At 40.6% G+C, this 19,663-nt stretch carries 15 protein-coding genes; 7 read left to right on the forward strand and 8 right to left on the reverse strand.

The window, feature by feature from the left end; translation table 11 throughout:
* Positions 1 to 62 precede the first annotated feature (62 nt).
* The 5 genes from hemC (at position 63) to add (ending at position 7,808) form a co-directional block, all read left to right on the forward strand.
* Positions 63 to 1,001 carry a hydroxymethylbilane synthase gene (gene hemC / locus MTN96_RS28400; RefSeq protein WP_069438765.1) on the forward strand — a complete coding sequence of 313 codons (939 nt, stop codon included), beginning with the start codon at positions 63 to 65 and terminating at the stop codon, positions 999 to 1,001.
* Positions 1,001 to 2,839 carry a uroporphyrinogen-III synthase gene (locus MTN96_RS28405; protein WP_138626649.1) on the forward strand — a complete coding sequence of 613 codons (1,839 nt, stop codon included), beginning with the start codon at positions 1,001 to 1,003 and terminating at the stop codon, positions 2,837 to 2,839. Before hemC ends, MTN96_RS28405 begins: the two co-directional genes overlap by 1 nt.
* A complete protein-coding gene (locus tag MTN96_RS28410) occupies positions 2,836 to 3,945 on the forward strand; it encodes a heme biosynthesis HemY N-terminal domain-containing protein (protein WP_036980855.1) in 1,110 nt (369 codons plus the stop codon). Before MTN96_RS28405 ends, MTN96_RS28410 begins: the two co-directional genes overlap by 4 nt.
* 48 nt (positions 3,946 to 3,993) lie before the next feature.
* Positions 3,994 to 6,684: an ATP-binding protein gene (locus tag MTN96_RS28415; protein WP_248533574.1), complete on the forward strand. Its 2,691-nt coding sequence runs from the start codon at positions 3,994 to 3,996 to the stop codon at positions 6,682 to 6,684.
* A 122-nt stretch (positions 6,685 to 6,806) separates the two neighbouring features.
* On the forward strand, positions 6,807 to 7,808 hold the full coding sequence (gene add, locus MTN96_RS28420; RefSeq protein WP_024601988.1) for an adenosine deaminase: 1,002 nt from the start codon (positions 6,807 to 6,809) through the stop codon (positions 7,806 to 7,808).
* Between the two features lie 46 nt (positions 7,809 to 7,854).
* Here add and MTN96_RS28425 read toward each other — a convergent pair whose 3' ends face one another.
* From MTN96_RS28425 to MTN96_RS28445, 5 genes are all read right to left on the reverse strand, one after another.
* A complete protein-coding gene (locus MTN96_RS28425; protein ID WP_013463737.1) occupies positions 7,855 to 8,268 on the reverse strand; it encodes a CBS domain-containing protein in 414 nt (137 codons plus the stop codon).
* Positions 8,269 to 8,439: 171 nt separating this feature from the next.
* Positions 8,440 to 9,153: an NAD(P)H-flavin reductase gene (fre, locus tag MTN96_RS28430; protein ID WP_069438769.1), complete on the reverse strand. Its 714-nt coding sequence runs from the start codon at positions 9,151 to 9,153 to the stop codon at positions 8,440 to 8,442.
* Positions 9,154 to 9,239: 86 nt separating this feature from the next.
* Positions 9,240 to 10,706, reverse strand: coding sequence for a 4-hydroxy-3-polyprenylbenzoate decarboxylase (ubiD, locus tag MTN96_RS28435; RefSeq protein WP_013463739.1), 1,467 nt, complete (start codon positions 10,704 to 10,706; stop codon positions 9,240 to 9,242).
* Between the two features lie 71 nt (positions 10,707 to 10,777).
* Positions 10,778 to 12,808, reverse strand: a complete 2,031-nt coding sequence (locus MTN96_RS28440; RefSeq protein ID WP_076922609.1) for a methyl-accepting chemotaxis protein — start codon at positions 12,806 to 12,808, stop codon at positions 10,778 to 10,780.
* A 67-nt stretch (positions 12,809 to 12,875) separates the two neighbouring features.
* Positions 12,876 to 13,154 carry an MliC family protein gene (locus tag MTN96_RS28445; protein ID WP_036980861.1) on the reverse strand — a complete coding sequence of 93 codons (279 nt, stop codon included), beginning with the start codon at positions 13,152 to 13,154 and terminating at the stop codon, positions 12,876 to 12,878.
* A 122-nt stretch (positions 13,155 to 13,276) separates the two neighbouring features.
* Here MTN96_RS28445 and MTN96_RS28450 point away from each other — a divergent pair, with 122 nt between their 5' ends.
* Positions 13,277 to 14,182, forward strand: coding sequence for a DUF808 domain-containing protein (locus MTN96_RS28450; protein WP_036980862.1), 906 nt, complete (start codon positions 13,277 to 13,279; stop codon positions 14,180 to 14,182).
* An 82-nt stretch (positions 14,183 to 14,264) separates the two neighbouring features.
* Here the strand turns inward: MTN96_RS28450 and MTN96_RS28455 are convergent, their stop codons facing one another.
* Positions 14,265 to 15,206 carry a tetratricopeptide repeat protein gene (locus MTN96_RS28455; RefSeq protein ID WP_248533576.1) on the reverse strand — a complete coding sequence of 314 codons (942 nt, stop codon included), beginning with the start codon at positions 15,204 to 15,206 and terminating at the stop codon, positions 14,265 to 14,267.
* A 135-nt stretch (positions 15,207 to 15,341) separates the two neighbouring features.
* The gene (locus MTN96_RS28460; RefSeq protein ID WP_248533578.1) at positions 15,342 to 17,417 is read right to left on the reverse strand and encodes a TonB-dependent siderophore receptor; all 2,076 of its coding nucleotides are present in this window, start codon (positions 17,415 to 17,417) and stop codon (positions 15,342 to 15,344) included.
* Positions 17,418 to 17,611: 194 nt separating this feature from the next.
* Here MTN96_RS28460 and dbpA point away from each other — a divergent pair, with 194 nt between their 5' ends.
* Positions 17,612 to 19,000: an ATP-dependent RNA helicase DbpA gene (gene dbpA / locus MTN96_RS28465; protein WP_248533580.1), complete on the forward strand. Its 1,389-nt coding sequence runs from the start codon at positions 17,612 to 17,614 to the stop codon at positions 18,998 to 19,000.
* An 8-nt stretch (positions 19,001 to 19,008) separates the two neighbouring features.
* On the opposite strand, the gene MTN96_RS28470 is transcribed toward dbpA, so the two are convergent.
* Positions 19,009 to 19,590, reverse strand: coding sequence for a DNA-J related domain-containing protein (locus MTN96_RS28470; RefSeq protein WP_248533581.1), 582 nt, complete (start codon positions 19,588 to 19,590; stop codon positions 19,009 to 19,011).
* Positions 19,591 to 19,663: the final 73 nt, after the last annotated feature.

The following is a 19,663-nucleotide window of genomic DNA, read 5'->3' on the forward strand; positions in this document are numbered from 1 at the left end:
AGATAGAACAGGTTTTAATCCTGAAAGGTCAACAGACCCCAGTAATTATTAATGGATATTTTATGACTGAAAAAACAAAGTTAGTTCGCATTGCTACTCGTAAAAGTGCATTGGCACTGTGGCAGGCTGAATTCGTAAAAGCGCAGCTAGAGCATTTTCACGATGACGTGCGTGTAGAGCTGGTGCCTATGTCGACTCAAGGCGACATTATTTTAGATACACCACTGGCTAAAATTGGTGGTAAAGGCTTATTTGTAAAAGAACTAGAACAAGCCATGCTTGATGGGCGAGCAGACATTGCAGTGCATTCAATGAAGGACGTGCCAGTCGAATTTCCAGATGATTTAGAGTTACACGTTATTTGTGAGCGTGAAGACCCGCGTGACGCGTTTGTCTCAAATAATTTTGCCAATATTGATGCGTTACCGCAAGGCGCCATTGTTGGCACCTCAAGTTTACGTCGCCAATGCCAAATTAGAGCGTTGCGTCCAGATTTAGAAATTCGTGACTTACGTGGCAATGTAAATACACGTTTAGCAAAGCTTGATAGTGGTCAATACGATGCGATTATACTCGCAGCGGCTGGGCTAATTCGTTTAGAAATGGGTGAACGTATTCGTGACTTTATTGAGCCAGAAGTGTCGTTACCTGCTAATGGTCAAGGTGCTGTCGGTATTGAATGCCGTATAGATGATGAAGTTACTAAAGCCTTATTAGCACCGCTGGAGCACAGTGAAACTCGTATTCGTGTTAATGCTGAGCGCGCAATGAACCGCCACTTAGAAGGGGGCTGCCAAGTGCCAATTGGTGCGTATGCACTGGTTGATGGCGAGCAAGTGCATTTACGTGGTTTAGTTGGGGCTATTGATGGCAGCGAAATTTTACGCGATGAAATTAGTGGGCATGTTGATGATGCGGAAAAATTAGGGATTGAGCTGGCTAAAAAACTCTTAGCACAAGGCGCAGATAAAATCCTTGCTGACGTATATCGAGACGCATAATGAAACACATCTTGATAACTCGGCCCGAAGGAAAAGGCGCAGCCCTTGCACAGCAACTTGAGCAAGCGGGTTATCAAGCGTCTTTATGTCCTGTTTTAAAAATAACGTATTTAACCCCAACAAGCGTTGAGCTAAGCCCGTTGGTTAATGCCGACAAAATTATTTTTGTTTCGCAAGATGCAGTACATGCACTGAGTGCCCTTAAGCCTGCAATTAACACCAAAGCGCAGTTTTATGGTGTTGGCCAACAAACAGCCGACACCATTTATGAAGTATTTGGTGTACGTGCGGCTTTGCCAAAACAACATGACTCTGAGGGGTTGCTGGCCCTTAAGTCATTGGCTGAGGTTGATGGCAGTAATATTGTGTTAGTTAAAGGTATTGGTGGGCGGCCTGAGATAGCAAAAACCTTAAAACAACGCGGTGCTTTTTTAAATAATTGTGTAGTGTATCAGCGCGAGCCGGTAGCGCAACAACCCGCTGACTGGATTGACCACTGGCAAAGCCAGAATGTACACGGTATAGTCATTACTAGTAATGCCGCTGTTGATGCCATTTTTAATACCCTTACCGCGGCGCAACTAACATGGTTACAACAGTGCGAATTTTATGTTGCCAGTGAGCGTATTGGCGATTATTTACAACAGCAAAAAATAAATTCGACACATATACATACTGCGGCAGGGGCTAGCGACCACGCTATGTTTGCCTGCATTAATCAGCAAGGTAGCAAAATGAGTGAACAGTCAGCGACGTCAAAAGTAGAAAAAGCAGCGCAGCCAATAGCCAATAACACGTCTAACACCGCTAAAAATGACACTGCAAAAGCCAATAATCAAACGCAAAATAATACCCATAAAGTGAGTAAGGTGGGGAGTTTAGCGTTGGTGATTTCGTTACTTGTTGCCAGTGGCGTGGGTTATGAGTTTTATCAAAAGCTCAATGCCGGTAAAGTGCAAAATTTAGCGGTTAATGCATTAACAGAGCAAAATAAGATATTGCAGCAAGAGCTACAAGCGCTTAAGTCTGAGCAGCTCAGTCTACAGCAAGCGTTACAAAAGAGCGAAGAGCAAATTGCTATGGCGCTCAATGAAAACTCTGTAAAAAATCAGCAAGCATTAAAAGCAGCACTGCAAAAAGTGCAGCAAAGTGGTAACACATTAAACCCACAAGAAGTGACCAGCTTACAACGTATGGCTGAATTTAAATTGTGGGCTGAACAAGATTATCAAGGCACAAGTGCAGTGCTTAAACGTTTAGATTCACTTTTAAGCGACCACCCAGGCACGCTTGAGTTACGCCAAGCAATTATACAAGACATACAAACGCTCGATAGTATTGAACCCGTTGCAACAGAGGCGATTTACTTACAGTTAAATAGTGTAAGAGATCGTATCGATAACTTGGTATTTAATGCGGTTAATTTGCCAGAAGAAGCGTCAGTAATTGACGAAAACGCGCTCTCTGAAAATATGAGTGATTGGCAACAAAACATCCGAAATAGCTGGAATAAAATAGTTGATAGCTTTATTACAATTCGCCATCACGAAGGGGTATTAATAGAGCCGCTATTAACTGATAGAGAGCGCCACCTAATTAATCAGCGCATAAAGCTCAATATTACTCAGGCGCAAGATGCGCTAATGAGCAAGCAAGCCAGCATCTATTTTAGCGCCTTAAACGACACAAAACGTTTGGTTAATGAATACTTTAAGCAAGATGATAATGTCACAAAAGTGGTACTACAAACTTTAGTAAACCTTGAAAAAGAGCCGCTTAACTTTAACCCTGAGGTGACATTACAAAGTACTGAGCAAGTTAAGGAGTGGGCACAATGATAGGGTTGATCATTTTTATTGTCGCTATTGTATTGGTATTAGCGATCACTCCTTTCGTGTTAGATGAAAAAGGCTATGTACTGATTTCATTTAATAACACGACCATAGAAGGTACGATTGTTTCGTTTTGTATTATGGCGGCACTGAGCGCAGCAGCTTTGTATTTAACTTACAAATTCATACGCTACTGCCTATCTATTTACAGAAATACCAAACATGGATTTTTTGCTCGCAGCCAAGAGCGCAAGCATGCAGCTATAGAGCAAGCGCTGTGGAGCTTGATTAATGACGATTACGCGCAAGTGGAAAGCGCGTTATCAAGTAACAGTGTGCCAGCTAAATTTTTAGACATACGTTTGGCGTTACTAGCAAAAGCTGCACTGGCAAATAATCAACCCGATAAAGCGCTGGAATACTTGTTTGAAATAAGCCCTGAGCAGCAACTAAAAGTGGCTAAACTGTGGTTAGCCAGTGGCGACAGCAGTGTTATTGAACCGCAAATACGGATGGCGGCTGAGTCTAAAAAAGCCACGGTACTTGAGCTAAAATTGTACACTGAAGTGTTGGTGCAACAGCAGCACTTTAAAATACTAGAAGACTTTTTACCGCGCTTATTACGTAAAGATGCATTGAGCGATAAGCAGTGGCAGCAGGTGTTTTTAGCTTATTTTGCTGCTCAAGCAAGTGATGAGCTAACCAGTAAGTACCAGCAATTAGGTAAGAAATTGCAAGCACATGCGCACACTGCGTACTTAACTCAAATGGCAAAAACAGGGCAGTTGGCGAGTATTGAAAACGCGTTAATTAAAATGCTCAAACATGCTAAGCACCACACTGAACTTGCCGACATTTTACGTGAAGCTGCGCCAAGTAATGCATATAAGTTGCAATCAAGCATTCAAGAACGGTTGAAAAAAGACGAGCACAATAACGCGTTATTATTAGCATTGGCGTGTTTAGCGAATGCCCAAGGTGATTATGATTTAGCTGCACGAGTATTCGACAAGGCGCTTAATAGCGATAACAAATCACAGTATCGACAACAAGCTATACTAAGCTATAAACACAGCGCACAATTAGATAAGGCGCTTGTGCTCTACCAATAGTGGATTATATTTTATAAATCAATAATTAAAAGTGCAGGAGCGAAGGCTATGAAAAATGTGTTTACACTCTCTTTTAGTCTTGCATGCGCTTATTTTTTTACTGGTTATCTTAGTAATTTATTACTCGCAATAGACGGTTATGCCGTGGCTTCTTGGCCACCTGCAGGCATTGCACTAGCCAGTTTTTTATTATGGCGCCATCGCGCTTACTTAGGCATTATTGCTGGTTCTTTACTGATTAATTTAATTCATTTAGACCATGTTACAGATATTTTAAACTGGCAAATTTTGTTACATGCAGTGGGCCTCAGCGGCGCTGCTTTTTTGCAAGCATGGCTTGGCGCGCAAATAATTACAAAAGTAATAAAAGCCCCTCTAGACCTTTCATCGTTAAAATTAAGTATTCAAAGCTTAGCAATCGCAGGTCCTGTCGGCTGTGTCATAGGCGCTATTGCTGGTACGAGTTTATTAGTATTTAACCAGATCATCCCTGTTGCGAATGCGCTGGATAATTTTATTACTTGGTGGATAGGTGACAGTATTGGCGTATTAATTTTTACCCCATTACTATTAGCTGTATTTCACTATTCTGAGATGCGCCATCGGCTACAAGTTATTGTTCCTGCATTACTTATTTATGCGATTATTAGTATTAGTTTTTATGGTGCAGCGAGTGTAAAAAAACAAAAAGACACTCAAAAACAAGAAACGGAAGTGCTTGCGACTCAAAGCGCTATAAATCAAAAGTTAGATGAGATCATTGCACATCTATCTTTATTAAGTGGTTTTTTAGCAAATAGTGAAGACGTTAGTTTTAGTGAGTTTACGCAGTTTACGGCTAAACAATTAAGCTACAGTGAAGAAATACTCGCTTTTAAATGGGTTCCTGCTATTACTGATGATTCTCGTGCCGAGTATCAATCATGGATTGAGCAAGTTGATAGCGAAAACCCGTTTATCAAACAAAAATCAGCGAATGGGCAATGGCAAAAAGCCCCCTATCGAGAGTTGTATTACCCTGTAAAATATATAAATCCACTTAGGGGTATGAAAGATATTGTTGGGTTTGATTTAGGTTCAAACGAGCAAGTGCGTACAGCACTCACTAAATCTAAAGTACTTAATGAATTGGTGATCAGTGAACCGACAGCACTGATACCGAATAACGATGAATTAAGTGTACTCTTTATGTATCCCGTTTTTGGAAATGTGGTAACAGAAGGCGATTTTAAAGGATTTGTTGTTGCCGTGGTTAGCTTAGCTAAACTTTCTAAGTCGCTGTCGTTTGACTCTAATGAGCGTATTGCGATTAGTTTTTTTGATATTAATAATACTGAAAAACAGCAGGCACTTTATATTGCAGAGCATCATTCTATGGTGTTACTAAAAAAATATCAGTTGTTAATTGGTCAGCGAATGTGGCGCGTTGAGCTGCATCAACCCGTTTTAAAATCATCGTGGTTAATATACTGGCTGGCGCAAATAGTGGGTATGTTATTTGTGTGGTTGTTGATTATATTTTTGATCTCTGTGACGGCTACCAATATTCGAATTCGCGAACAAGTGGCAAAGCAAACACTCACGCTACGCCAAGAAAAACAAAAGGCCGATGAAGCCAGTGCTATAAAAAGTCAGTTTTTAGCCAACATGAGCCATGAAATACGTACGCCAATAAATGGCATAAAGGGTATGCACTATCTAGCGCTACAACAACAGGATTGGCAGCAAGCAAAAGGCTATATAGAGCAAGCTGATGGTGCTCTAAGTGTATTATTAAGAGTGTTAAACGATGTACTCGATTTTTCTAAAATGGAAGCCGGTAAACTTGAGTTAATGCAAGAGCCTGTGAACCTCAAACAATTAGCCGAGGACATCGTCGGTTTAATGCAATTTGAGGTGGAGAGTAAATCGCTTTCTTTAAAATTAGAGTATGACAGCGATGCGCATTTAACTCTCAATACCGATCCTATTCGTTTAAAGCAAATTCTGCTTAATTTATTAAATAATGCAGTAAAATTTACCGAAAAGGGCTGTATTACGTTAAAGATTTGGCAATCATCAAAAATGACATACTTTAGCGTTAACGATACCGGGATTGGCATTAGCTCTGCTGCTCAAAAACAGCTTTTTAAACCCTTTTCTCAAGCCGATAGCTCAACGTCGCGTCAGTACGGTGGTACTGGTTTAGGTTTGAGTATTTGTAAAAAATTGGTCGAATTGATGGGAGGGGCTATTGATTTAAAAAGCAGTGAGGGGCATGGATCTACGTTTACTTTTAGCTTACCAGTTCATTCATCGCTGCCAAAAGCCAAATACAGTGCTGATGCTTTATCAAAAATTGATGTCAGTAATATTTCTTTAGAAAAATATCAATTACTTATAGTGGAAGACAACCCATTAAACCAACATGTTGTAAGTGCTATTTTAGAAACTAAACACGGTATTGCTGATATCGCAAAAGATGGCTTAGAAGCGATTGCGATGCTTAGCGAAAAAAACTACGATCTAGTATTTATGGATATTCAAATGCCTAATATGGATGGTTTACAAGCAACAAAAGTGATTCGTAATGAGTTAGGTTTTATTGATTTACCTATTATTGGTTTATCCGCCAACGCTCACGAACAAGACGCTCAAAAAGCGATTGCCTCTGGAATGGATAGCTACATGACCAAGCCTATTGAAGCTGATGAGCTATTTAAAACGCTTTGGTATTATTTATCTCGCTTAGATAAGTAACACGTATTTTTGTACAAAAGGCAGACATAAGCCCTCCAAGCGCCATTTTAAATATTCTACACTTGAAATATTAATGTACCTGCGTATCATTCGCGCAATTTTAATTCAACCGAGTAGCTACTATGATTAATAGAAAAATACCTTTGCTAGATATTCACCGTCACTTAGATGGGAATGTACGCGCGCAAACCATATTAGAACTTGGTCGTCAGTTTAATATAGCTTTACCAGCAGATAATGTTGAGGCACTTATTCCTCATGTTCAGGTTATTGATCCTGAGCCAAACCTAATGGCATTTTTACAAAAGCTTGATTGGGGGGTCACGGTACTGGGTGATTATGATGCTTGTAGACGAATTGCGATAGAAAACATTGAAGATGCACAAGCGCAAGGCCTTGATTACGTAGAACTACGTTTTAGCCCTTACTACATGGCACAAAGCCAAGGTTTACATCCTCAGGGCGTTGTTGAAGCTGTGGTCGATGGTATTAAAAGTGCAACAAAAGATGCTGATATTAAAGCAAACTTAATTGGTATTTTGTCTCGTACTTATGGTGTTAAAACCTGTCAACACGAGCTGGATGCTTTACTTGCTTTTAAAAATGATTTGGTCGCGGTTGATTTAGCCGGTGACGAAATTGGTTACCCTGGCGAGCTGTTTGTTGATCACTTTAAACAAGTACGTGATGCATATTTAGCGGTTACCGTGCATGCTGGCGAGGCATTGGGTGCTGCCAGTATTTGGCAAGCATTAAACGAGCTTGGTGCAAGCAGAATAGGGCATGGCGTTAAAGCGATTGAAGACTCAACGCTAATGGATTATTTACGTGATAACCGTATTGGTATTGAATCGTGCTTAACCAGCAATATTCAAACCAGTACAGTCAATGACTTAACGAAGCATCCGCTTAAACAGTTTTTAGATCATGGCATTTTGGCCAGCATTAATACCGATGATCCGGCTGTTGAAGGGATTGAAATTGAGTACGAATATGCAACTGCAGCGCCACAAGCTGGTTTATCGCAAGCTGATATGGAAAAAGCGCAAGCCAATGCACTTGAAATTGCGTATTTAAGTGATGCAGATAAACAGGCACTCAAAACCAAAGTCGCACAGCGTTAATCACCCATACGATTAAAAATGCCACTGTTTACAGTGGCATTTTTGTTTATATGTGAGTTTGACAGCTAACGTAATTATCATAAAGTGCTTTTAAAATATCGGCACGGCTGATCATGCCAACTACAACGTCACCATCAACCACGGGATAATTCTTTGGCTTACCAGGTTGCATTTGTTCTGCTAATTCCATGATATTGGTATCACCGCTGACCGTCACAACTTCTGTTTGCATCAACTGCGACACTTTTACCATACCGTCACAAAAATAACTGCTTTGCATTAGGGGTTTAAGTAGCTCTTGCTCAGAGATAAAACCTACTAGCAACTTGTTATCGTCAAATACTGGGGCACCAAGCAATTTAAATTTTTGTAGTTCTGCAATGGCGGTCGTCATTTCTGTATTAGGGGTAATATGAGGCAACTTGTGTTGCATAAAATCTTTTACTTTTGTATTTAGCATTTAGGTTTCTCCCGCTGAATGTTCTATACAAAGTATGGTTTATAGATTGGATTTTAGGAAATTGTTTATGTTGATGAGTTTAATAGGTAATAACAATCATCGCAGCGGTAATGGCGGGTAATAAAAACAATTAAGACACCCTAAGGTGCCTTAAAAATAATCTGCTATCTTTTACTTTATAAAAGCAAATGCATCTGCGTACATGTTTTCGCGAATGGCTCCGTGGCTAATAAAGTCATCGCGCACTATGCCTATCATGTCAAAACGACCTGCCATGTAAATATCGTAAGGTTCAAGCGAGATGATATCGTCCATTACCGCTTTATGCACATAACCAGTATGGCCAGTCCAGCTGTCAGTAGGATTTTCTACCACAGGAATAAATTCGAAGTGCTTATGGCTATCTGCCCAAGCTTTCATTTCGGTGTGTGCATACAGCGCAGACTCTTCTTTAACACCCCAATAAAATAGCACTGGGCGCTGACAGTTTATTTCAGCAAGGTGATCGGCCATTGATTTTGCGTAAGAGAAGCCTGTGCCGCCAGCAAGTAAAATAATGGGGCGCTCGCACTGCAAACGTAGTTGAGAAACACCTAAGCCCGCTTCAATAGTCACGGTTTGATTATTATTGTGGGCACTACGAAGGTGCTCTAGCGATTGCATAGCATATGAGTCAGCAACTGAAGCACCAATATGTAATTCTAAAGCATCCGTTTGTGAAGGACGGCTTGCAATTGAAAACGCACGTTTATCTTTTTCACCTAAAACCAATTGTAAATATTGGCCAGCTTCAAATGTGACGGGTTGCTGCGGCTTTAAAATAACTTTATGAACAAATTCTGTTAGTGGACTGATAGAAACAACGTCAGCGTGTAATGTTTGCATGTTTTACCTTAAATTAGCGGATACGCACTTTATTTGAGCAATAGTAGCATATCCGCAGGGTGAGTTTATAGCCTAGACCAAAGTCGTTAAAGAATACCTAGGCTATCCCAAAGTTCATCAACGCGATCTTTAGTGGCTTGATCCATAACAATAGGTTCGCCCCACTCACGGGTTGTTTCGCCAGGCCATTTGTTGGTTGCATCCATGCCCATTTTTGAACCAAGGCCAGAGACAGGCGATGCAAAGTCTAAATAGTCTATTGGCGTGTTTTCAATTAACGTGGTGTCGCGTGCAGGATCCATACGGGTGGTAATAGCCCATATTACATCGTTCCAATCTCGGGCGTTAATGTCATCATCGCAGACAATAACAAATTTAGTGTACATAAACTGTCGTAGGAATGACCAAACCCCCATCATTACGCGCTTGGCATGCCCTGGGTATTGTTTTTTCATGGTAACCACGGCCATACGATACGAACAACCTTCTGGCGGTAAATAAAAATCGACAATTTCTGGAAATTGTTTTTGTAAAATTGGTACGAATACCTCGTTTAAAGCCACCCCTAAAATAGCTGGCTCATCAGGCGGACGACCCGTAAAGGTACTGTGATAAATAGGGTCTTTACGATGAGTAATATGAGTGACCGTCATAACGGGAAAGTCATCGACTTCATTATAGTAACCCGTATGGTCGCCATAGGGGCCTTCAGGTGCCATTTCTCCCGGCATAATATGCCCTTCAAGCACGATTTCTGCACTGGCCGGTACTTGTAAATCATTCGAAATAGACTTAACCACTTCCGTTTTACTGCCACGCAATAAACCGGCAAAAGCATATTCGCTTAATGTATCGGGGACCGGAGTAACCGCCCCTAAAATTGTGGCAGGATCTGCCCCTAATGCCACTGATACCGGATACGGCTCACCAGGGTGTTCTTTGCACCACTCTTGAAAATCAAGCGCGCCACCACGATGAGATAACCAACGCATAATAATTTTATTTTTGCCAAGTAACTGCTGGCGATAAATCCCTAAATTTTGACGCTTTTTATAAGGCCCTTTGGTAACGGTTAAACCCCAAGTAATTAAAGGCGCAGCATCACCAGGCCAGCAATGCTGAATAGGAAGCTTGGTTAAATCAACATCGTCACCTTGTAAAATAACTTGTTGGCAGGGCGCTTTTTTTACTTCTTTGGCTGGCATATTAAGGACTTGCTTAAATACCGGAATTTGTCCAAGGGCTTCTTTAATGCCTTTTGGTGGCTCTGGCTCTTTTAAAAATGCCAATAACTTACCAACTTCTCGTAATTCACTGACATCTTCTTGGCCCATACCCATTGCTACACGCTTAGGTGTACCAAATAAGTTAGCTAGAACAGGCATGTCATACCCTTTCGGGTTTTCAAATAATAAAGCGGGGCCTTTAGCACGCAGTGTGCGATCGGCAATTTCGGTCATCTCAAGATACGGGTCGATTTCTTGGCTGATGCGTTTTAATTCGCCTCGTTTTTCAAGTAAATCGATAAAATCGCGTAGATCTTTGTATTTCATTGTGGGCCGTTACTTAGCAAAAAGTTAAAAGTATTATACCCAGTTCATGCAAGCCAAGCCATTACTTGCACTTAAAACTTAAAGCGCTCTACCGCATCTTTTAAAGAGTGTGCAAGTTGGTTAACATCTTCACTTTCGCTTGCTAGGGTCGTCGCATTGTCGGCATTTAAGGTGGCATGATCGGTTACCTTAGCCATTATTTGTTGGATATCAGTGCTGTTTGCAAGTTGTTCATGCGATGCATGGGCAATGTCTTTGCTCATTGCATTGACCGATACTAACGTGCTTTTGATACGCTCAACGGCTGCATTTAGTTCAGTACTGTTTTCAACACAATGCTTGGCTTGTTGTTGACCATCATTTATTTCAGCTTGGGTAGTCTGAGTATGTTGTTGTAGTGTGTTGATCATGGTGGTTATTTCGCTAGTGGAGCTTTGTGTTCGTGCTGCAAGCGAACGCACTTCATCGGCCACTACGGCAAATCCTCGACCATGTTCACCGGCTCTTGCTGCTTCAATGGCCGCATTAAGCGCTAGCAAATTGGTTTGCTCTGCAATACTGCTAATCGTATCAACAATAGCGCCAATCAGTTGGGTGTATTGCGCAAGCTCCTCGGTGCTGGTGACGGCTTTATCTAAGCGGCTTAAAAGAGATTCAATACTTTGGCTATTGTTGTTTGCAATGTCATTGACATCATTTGCAAACTGCGAGGCATTCGTTATTTCATTTGAGGTACTCTGCGCTTGTTTGTAAACGGCTTGTGAGCTTTGTAGCATACGTTGCGCTAATGAGGTTGCTTGTGCGCTGCGTTCCAGCTGTTGCTTAGCAACGATGGTCATTTGCTGCCCTTTTTCACTGGTTTGAATGGCTGAGTTATCGAGTTCGTAGGCGTCGTTACTGATCCCTTTTATTAGGTGAGTTAAATCATCACAAAGCTTATTGGTATTATGCAGTAGGGTACCAAATTCGTCTTTACTTAGAGGATTACTACGCTGTGAAAAGTCACCTGAGGCTATGCGTGCGAGTTCTTTATTTACCTTTTTAAGTGGTTTTAGCATGGCGTTAGTAGTAAACACTGAAATAATAACCAGCAAAACAATTAAAACAAAAGCAATAATAATAACTAAGCTAGAGCCGGTATTGATTGCTGACTTAGCGCTCTCTTGCAGGGAGTCAAAACGCGTGTCTGCAAGTTTATTAAGCTCAATTAGCTGATTTTCTATAATGATAAAGGCATGTTGAAAACTTTCAAACCGCTGATCAACCTTGTCTTTGCTATTGAGTACAGTGTTCTGCAATGCATACAGCCCATCAGGACTATTTAATAGGCTGCTTAAATCGTTAAACGCCGCTATTAACTCATTGGCGTTGAGCTTATTTGTAATAGGAGAGGCTTGTTGCTCTAAATAACTAAGATTAGATTGAATATTATCGAGTAAAAAAGAAGTGTCTTGTTGGTGGGCATTGATATCTTCTGAGGTGGTTACTTGCCCAATGCCTTTGACATTATTGTTTAGAGTAAATAATAAATCATCAATTCGAGTCGCTGTGCCAAAGACTGCATTTAAAAGCGATTGCTGGTTGCCTGCTACGTTTATGAGCTCTATATCAAGTAACTGGTTACTCAGATCGCGTAGCTGTTCATTAAAGGTAACTGTCAGTGCTGCGGCGGTACTTTGTGCCTTAAAGCGTTGCTCTTTTACTGCAAGCATGTCGTTGCTTATTGTATTTAGTTTAGTGAAGTCATTATGAATAGTAACAAGTAATGTTTGCATACTTTGTTGTTTGGCAACTTGCGCTTTTAGCGTCTCTAATTTATTAAAAAACTGTGTTTGCTCTGCGTGTGCTTGCTTTTTATTTTGCAGTAGTAAATCAAGTTTAGTTTGGCTGTAAGCAATGGCATTAAATTTAGTAATTGAAAGTAGCGATAAACGCAGGTCTTTACTTGCTTGCTGTACCGGAACCGCTAACGTTTCTATGCGCGAGTTAGTGGTACTGATTTGATGGAGTGACCAGTAAAAAAATATGCAGCTGGTGAGCATTAATAGACCAATAGCTGAAAAGGCTAAAATTATTTTATGTTTTATAGCGATAGAATGCATAACGTTATCAACAATATTAAGACTTTTGTTAGTGTAGCAAGTTTTTTAATATGTTGTTAGTTAATGGTTAATTGCTTGTGCATTGATATTTTTTACCGTCAATTATTAGCATAGCTTGCTCGCCCTTACTCCAAAACAGTACCTTGGTATTAATATATTTGCTACCAGAAGCACTCACCTCATGAGTTAATAAATAATCATGCTTATTAAAGCGGAGCGTCGCCTGTTTGTTGCTAATAATATCTAGCTGTGCAGCGGTGTTATCGCACATGTAGTTTGTTGTAATGGGTTGCTCATTGCATGCAACCAGGGCTATTAAAGTAATAGTAATGGCGTAGTGTTTCATTAGGTTGTGTTTTACTTATTTGGTCGCTTGGTTAATTAAGAGCTTAGCAAAGCTAAATTAACCGTTGGTGAAAATAAGGCTTTACGTTATGTTTAAGCTCTTATTTTTAGCTAGGGAATATCATGGCTGGCACTAACCTCTTAACATTACTTGATGATATAACGACCTTACTTGATGATATTGCGACTATGAGTAAAGTTGCGACTAAAAAAACGGCAGGCGTACTAGGAGATGACTTGGCGCTCAATGCGCAGCAAGTTACAGGGGTCACTGCCGATAGAGAGCTGCCGGTAGTATGGGCAGTGGCAAAAGGGTCTTTTTTAAATAAAGCGATATTAGTCCCTGCTGCGTTATTAATTAGTGTGTGGTTGCCTTGGCTAATTACACCACTTTTAATGATGGGTGGCTTATTTTTATGTTTTGAAGGCGCTGAAAAAGTATTTGCTCGCTTTTTACCTCACCATGAGGAAACGATAGATGATGATGAAAAGTTAGATTTAGTTGAATATGAAAGGCAAAAAGTAAAAGGTGCTATTCGTACTGACTTTATTCTTTCTGCTGAAATTATTGTAATTACCTTAGGGACTGTGGCTGGGGCTACATTAATGAATCAAGCACTGGTGCTAAGTGTTATTGCCATCATCATGACAATTGGTGTTTATGGATTGGTAGCTGGAATTGTAAAACTTGATGACGCGGGTTTGTATTTACTTAACCAATCCAAGGTGTCGGCCAATAAGTTTAAAGAGCTGATCGGTAAAGGCTTACTAGCAGCAGCGCCAAGGCTTATGCAATTTTTAGCCTTTGCCGGCACTGTGGCCATGTTTTTAGTCGGTGGCGGCATTTTATCCCACGGTATTGAGCTACTACATCATTGGCAATTAGAAGTAATAACCATAGGTAAGTCGTTATTAAATGGCACCGGCGAAATATTAGCTCCTCTTATATTTGACGGATTACTAGGGGTAGTAGCGGGGCTATGCATTGTTATTCTGCATTTAGCTTATACAAAAATATTTAAAAAATAACTGCTGTGTGAATTTTTAGACTGCGCTTTGTTTTATATTTTCATCAAAGCGCACACTATTAATTATTTAACTACAGCTTAGGTTATTTACATTGGCTATTGTCACAAAGCTGTTTTAGCTCATATTTCGCTTTGCTATTACCTTGCGCTATTGCTTGCTCGTACCAATACTTTGCTGTTTTTACATTTTTAGTTACGCCTTGCCCATCTCGATACATTTGCGCAAGATTTAGCTGCCCCCATTGCGAGCCGGCATTTGCGGCAAGCTTAAAGCTTTCAGCGGCTTCTTTGTACTGTCCATTTTTAAAGTAGGTAATCCCTTGTTGGTTATTTTTGTCGAGCTTTAAACCTTTATATAGCGGTTTAGGTTTTGGCGGAAACATTACAAAACCACCATATAAACTGTTTGCTGAGGGGCGCAGTACGTCGTAAATCACCCCGTCGTTATAGAGTCTTATAACTTCGCTACGAGGCAAAGTAATTTTGTCAGTTGAGAAATAACCGTTTTGCACTAATAAGCTAGTACGCATTGCTGTCGTAATGCCGTTGCTACGTTTATAGCTGTAGTTACTTACCTGAAAAGTTATAAACTGCTCATCAAAACTTAAAACCTGCGCAATTTTTAAGTTGGTCAGTGTCCATGGCTCATGAGTAAATTTATCGGCGTGTACTAAATACGTGTCGTACGCTTTAGGGTTAGTTAAGTAGTGTTGCTTTTGCGCTTGCGCTGCAGCGTGTTGTTGGTAAAAAAACAGCCCCACCCATAACGCTAAAAACACTCCTATAAAGTATTTAGGTAGAGTGACAATTTCAAAAATAGGTAACTGCTTTAGCTTTGCAGGCGCATTATAGCCACATTGATAGCATTCGTATTTATAGCTTAGCGCTAAAGGTAAAACAGGAATAACCGTAAAGCGTAAAAAGCGACTTTGGTTTATCAGATGATAGGCGCGGCTATGGCAATTAGGGCAGCACTGCGTTTGTGCAAAATAAGGAAATGACTGGCTAGTATTGAAAAGCAACATAATAAGGCTCCTTGTTAATTTACAACTTTAGAGCAAGTGATAAATTAGTAAAGCAGCAAACTGTAAGTAATTATGTCATAAAGGATTGGTTTATAAAGCCCATACTTTTTGATATGGGCTTTATAGAGAATCAGCTTAGAAGCTAAATTGTGCGGCTAAACGCACGCTTGTGCCTTCACCTACGGTAACGTTATTTAAACCGCCACCGACTAGGTAGTTTTTATCGAATAAGTTCTCAATATTTAAACGTAAGTTAATATCATTGTTATTTAAGTTAAGCTTGTAGGTTGCGCCAATATCAACACGAGTATAACCCTCTTTTGTTACGGTATTAGCGTTATCAGCAAAACGTTCACCTTCATAAAAAGCGCCGGCATTAAAAGCGATGGCGTCATTGAGTTCATAACGGGTCCAAAGTGAGGCAGACCACTTTGGTGCATCGGTAGGGCGCTTACCTTCTAATTCTTCATCTCGTTCATAGTTGGCATCTAAATACATGGTTGATGCCATAACAAATAAACGGTCGGTAGCAGCACCTTGAGCAGAAAGCTCAAAGCCTTTATGGCGTTGCTCACCTGCTTGCGTAGTGATGCTGGTTATATCACCAATAGGGTTAATCAGATCTTCGCTCACTAAGGTGCCTGTTTTGCTAATATCAAATAAGGCGCCGCTGAGCATTAATCGGTCATCAAATAGTTGCCATTTAACCCCAACTTCTCGTTGCTCAGAGGTAATGGCATCGAGTTTCATGCCATTATTAACATCATTTTCATTTTCTAATGTTTCGTTTTGCGGCTCAAACCCTTCCGAGTAACTTGCATATACGGTTGCTGAGGCATTTGGATGGTAAAGTACGCCGACCTTAGGTACGAACGATTCGTTATTGCTGTTTTCTTTACTTTGTTTATCGTAACGACCACCTAGTGATAGTTGCCATTTAGGCGAGAACGAAATCAAATCTTGAATATAAATCCCGAAGTAGTCGTAGGCAGATGAGCTAATAGTATCATCTGATTTGTAACTTATATTAGGGCGATTAGGCTCATTTTGACCCGCAGTAAAATTAATTGCATCAGCAGAGGTTCGTAATTGGCCGTAGTAATAATCCAGTGAGTTAACGCCTACAAGTAATTGATGATGCACACCCACGGTTTCAAATTCGCCAATAAAGTCGATAAAAGCAGTTTTAAACTGCCAATCATCAAAGCGATCGTAAGGGCGTGACTGATAGCTATCGCCTTCGATAAAGTCACTTGGCTTACGTGGTGCTGACTCAAAGCGTTGGCGTTCAAATGTTTGCTCGTTGTAGCCTAAATTTACGTGCCAGTTGTCGGTTAAAAACACCTTAAAATCAATGCCCATGTTTTCAACGGTGATGTCGGTAAAGGCCCAAGACATGTCACGAATTGTTTTATCGTTACCAATGATATTGGCATCATTATCGATCCAAGCACCCGTATCTAGACCTGCTTCGTCATCAGTACGGTCATAGTGAACACGTACTAAGGCGTTATCGCTAATATCGTAATCAACCACTAATGCACCTAAAAAACGATCGCGTTCGCGGTTATCACCGTTTTGATACTCACGCCAGTATTCAACGTCTTGTTTTACTAATACGCCACGGGCACGTAAATCTTCAGCTTCAGTCAATGCGCCGCCAGCATCAAGCATAAAGCGAGTTGAGCCATGTTGATCGACATCGGCACTGGCATTAAATAACGTTTGTGCGGTTGGCTTTTTGGTCACCATATTTACTAAGCCGCCAGGGCCCGATTGGCCGTACAAAATACTCGATGGTCCTTTAATTACTTCAACTTGCTCTAAAATTTCAATGGGTTGTTGATAGTGCGACCAATGCTGGTGGCCATCACGCAGGTAGCCGGTTGATGAACTTAACTCAAAACCACGTAAGTTAAATACTTCACGATTACGTTGCTTAGATCCTGGCGTTAAACTCGCATCGTTACTTAGTACTTCACCTAAGGTGGTTGCTAGTTGCTCATTTACAATTGTATCTGTAATAACAGTGACTGATTGTGCGGTATCGAGTAATGAGGTTGAGGTTCTCATTGGCCCACTGGCATTATCTACTTTGTAGTCGTTGAAGTAACTGCCTTTTACTTCAATGCGCTCTATATTTGCGGTGTTGGCGAATACATTTGCAGAGGTACTGGCTAAAAGTGCGATAAAAAGTGGGTTAAGTTTCATTAGTAGCTTCCGGCTTAGAGTTATTAGAATAGTAAAACGCTGCGGATCTTAATAAAAATAACTATCATTTGCAATATCTTTATTTGCACTTTTTATCGTGCGTTGTTAATGGTTGCTAATTGTTAAATCTGCTATTATTAGCCGCATATTTATTGAGACTTTTCTCAAGTTATTTTTTTGCTATGGAATTTACTGTGACTGCAACTGCTTTTTCATCGTTGGCCTTACCTTCAGGGTTAGTTGATAATTTATCAACGCTCGGCTACACCCAAATGACGCCTGTACAGGCGCAAAGCCTACCACCCGTTTTAAATGGCAAAGATATTATTGCTCAAGCCAAAACAGGCTCAGGTAAAACAGCGGCATTTAGTTTAGGCGTTTTAGCCAAGCTGAATGTTAAACGCTTTCGTATTCAGTCGTTAGTGCTGTGCCCAACCCGTGAGCTTGCAGAGCAGGTAGCGGTTGAAATGCGCAAATTAGCACGCGGTATTCATAATATTAAAATTTTAACTTTGTGTGGCGGGGTATCAATTGGTCCTCAAATTGGCTCACTTGAACATGGTGCGCATATTATTGTAGGTACACCAGGGCGAGTTGATGATCATATTCGCAAAGGTACATTGCGTTTAGATGATGTTGAAACCCTAGTACTTGATGAAGCCGACCAAATGCTTGATATGGGCTTTCAAGATACCCTCGATGCCATAATTGATCGCATTCCAACCAATCGTCAAACGTTGTTATTTAGCGCTACTTTTCCAAAATCAATCGAAGCTATTGCTAAGCGTGTACTAAGCAATCCAGAAATGATTAAAGTAGAAGAGCAGCAAGAAAAAAGTACGATTAAACAATACTTCTACAAAATGGATAATAATAAACAGCGTTATCCAACGCTTAAGCTGCTACTTCTTAAATTTACCCCTCAAAGCTGTGTGGTGTTTTGTAATACCAAGGTAGAAACGCAGCAAGTATGTGATGACTTAGCCGATGAAGGCTTTAGTGCGGTGGCGCTGCATGGTGATTTAGAGCAGCGTGACCGTGAGCGTACACTGATTCATTTTGCGAACAAGAGTGCGTCTATTTTAGTGGCAACCGATGTAGCAGCACGCGGCTTAGACATTGATGATATGGACATGGTGATTAACTATCACTTAGCTCACGATCCACAAACTCATGTACATCGTGTTGGCCGTACCGGACGAGCAGGCAAAAAAGGGATTGCATGTTCTATTTATGGTGAGGCAGAGCAATTTAAAGTAGCGCAAATTGGTGACCACTATGAGCGTGATTTTACCCCTGAGCCAATGCCATCTTATAACCTATTAGATAAGCCGCCATACAAACCTGAAATGGTGACGCTGATGATAGATGCAGGCAAAAAGCAAAAAGTGCGCGCGGGTGATATTTTAGGGGCATTAACAGGTAAAGATGGTATAGCAGGGCGCCAAGTTGGTAAAATCAACGTACTTGATAACGTGGCATTTGTTGCGGTAGAGCGTAACTCATCTAAACCAGCGTTACGCAAATTAACCGAAGGTAATATTAAAGGACGTAAAATCCGTGCGCGTCGCCTAACGCGTTAATTCTCGATCTAAAATGAGCAGCTCGCCTTGAGTTGCTCATACTCTATTTTTAATTGTTTAAACACTTCATTATCACCCCCTTGTTTATCTGGATGATGCTGTACTGCAAGTTGTCGCCAACGCTTTTGTAATGTTTTTAAGGTAATTGGTTGTACTAATTGCCAGCGAGCGATTAATTGCTGATGTAGCTGAGCACTTAAAGGCGCTTCATGTTGTTTAGGCTTACTGAAACGTTGCCAAAAGCTGTCTAATAATGCGTTAATTTCTGCTGTTGATGTTTCAAAGTTTTGCCAGTTTAAGTAGTAGTCACGCAGCGGATCGTTTGGGTGAAGTTGGTTTTGGCGAGGGTCGCTCACCAGTTCAATGTGTAAACTTTCAATCAGTAGCTGCTGTTTTGGCATGACTTGCTGCTGTAATTGATAAAGTGCATTCATAATTAAAAAATTATGTTTAAATAAATCACGCTCGGGATCAGCGGCTAAGGTATCAAGTAACCCACGTTCTTTTAGTTCCGATGCTAAAGTATGAACCATCCACACTTTTTTATTGATTAATAGTTCAAAAATCTCATCTATCAGTGGGTTAAACATTGTTTACAATCTATTAATTGGTGTATCTTTAACAAATTATCATACACCTAAGTAACATTAAACCCCAAGGAGT

The sequence above is a fragment of the Pseudoalteromonas sp. 2CM28B genome, assembly GCF_023161935.1.

Excerpts from the sequence above, each read along its gene's own strand:
- hemC (WP_069438765.1), top strand. The coding sequence starts at position 63 with ATGACTGAAAAAACAAAGTTAGTTCGCATTGCTACTCGTAAAAGTGCA.
- MTN96_RS28405 (WP_138626649.1), top strand. The coding sequence starts at position 1,001 with ATGAAACACATCTTGATAACTCGGCCCGAAGGAAAAGGCGCAGCCCTT.
- MTN96_RS28410 (WP_036980855.1), top strand. The coding sequence starts at position 2,836 with ATGATAGGGTTGATCATTTTTATTGTCGCTATTGTATTGGTATTAGCG.
- MTN96_RS28415 (WP_248533574.1), top strand. The coding sequence starts at position 3,994 with ATGAAAAATGTGTTTACACTCTCTTTTAGTCTTGCATGCGCTTATTTT.
- add (WP_024601988.1), top strand. The coding sequence starts at position 6,807 with ATGATTAATAGAAAAATACCTTTGCTAGATATTCACCGTCACTTAGAT.
- MTN96_RS28425 (WP_013463737.1), bottom strand. The coding sequence starts at position 8,268 with ATGCTAAATACAAAAGTAAAAGATTTTATGCAACACAAGTTGCCTCAT.
- fre (WP_069438769.1), bottom strand. The coding sequence starts at position 9,153 with ATGCAAACATTACACGCTGACGTTGTTTCTATCAGTCCACTAACAGAA.
- ubiD (WP_013463739.1), bottom strand. The coding sequence starts at position 10,706 with ATGAAATACAAAGATCTACGCGATTTTATCGATTTACTTGAAAAACGA.
- MTN96_RS28440 (WP_076922609.1), bottom strand. The coding sequence starts at position 12,808 with ATGCATTCTATCGCTATAAAACATAAAATAATTTTAGCCTTTTCAGCT.
- MTN96_RS28445 (WP_036980861.1), bottom strand. The coding sequence starts at position 13,154 with ATGAAACACTACGCCATTACTATTACTTTAATAGCCCTGGTTGCATGC.
- MTN96_RS28450 (WP_036980862.1), top strand. The coding sequence starts at position 13,277 with ATGGCTGGCACTAACCTCTTAACATTACTTGATGATATAACGACCTTA.
- MTN96_RS28455 (WP_248533576.1), bottom strand. The coding sequence starts at position 15,206 with ATGTTGCTTTTCAATACTAGCCAGTCATTTCCTTATTTTGCACAAACG.
- MTN96_RS28460 (WP_248533578.1), bottom strand. The coding sequence starts at position 17,417 with ATGAAACTTAACCCACTTTTTATCGCACTTTTAGCCAGTACCTCTGCA.
- MTN96_RS28470 (WP_248533581.1), bottom strand. The coding sequence starts at position 19,590 with ATGTTTAACCCACTGATAGATGAGATTTTTGAACTATTAATCAATAAA.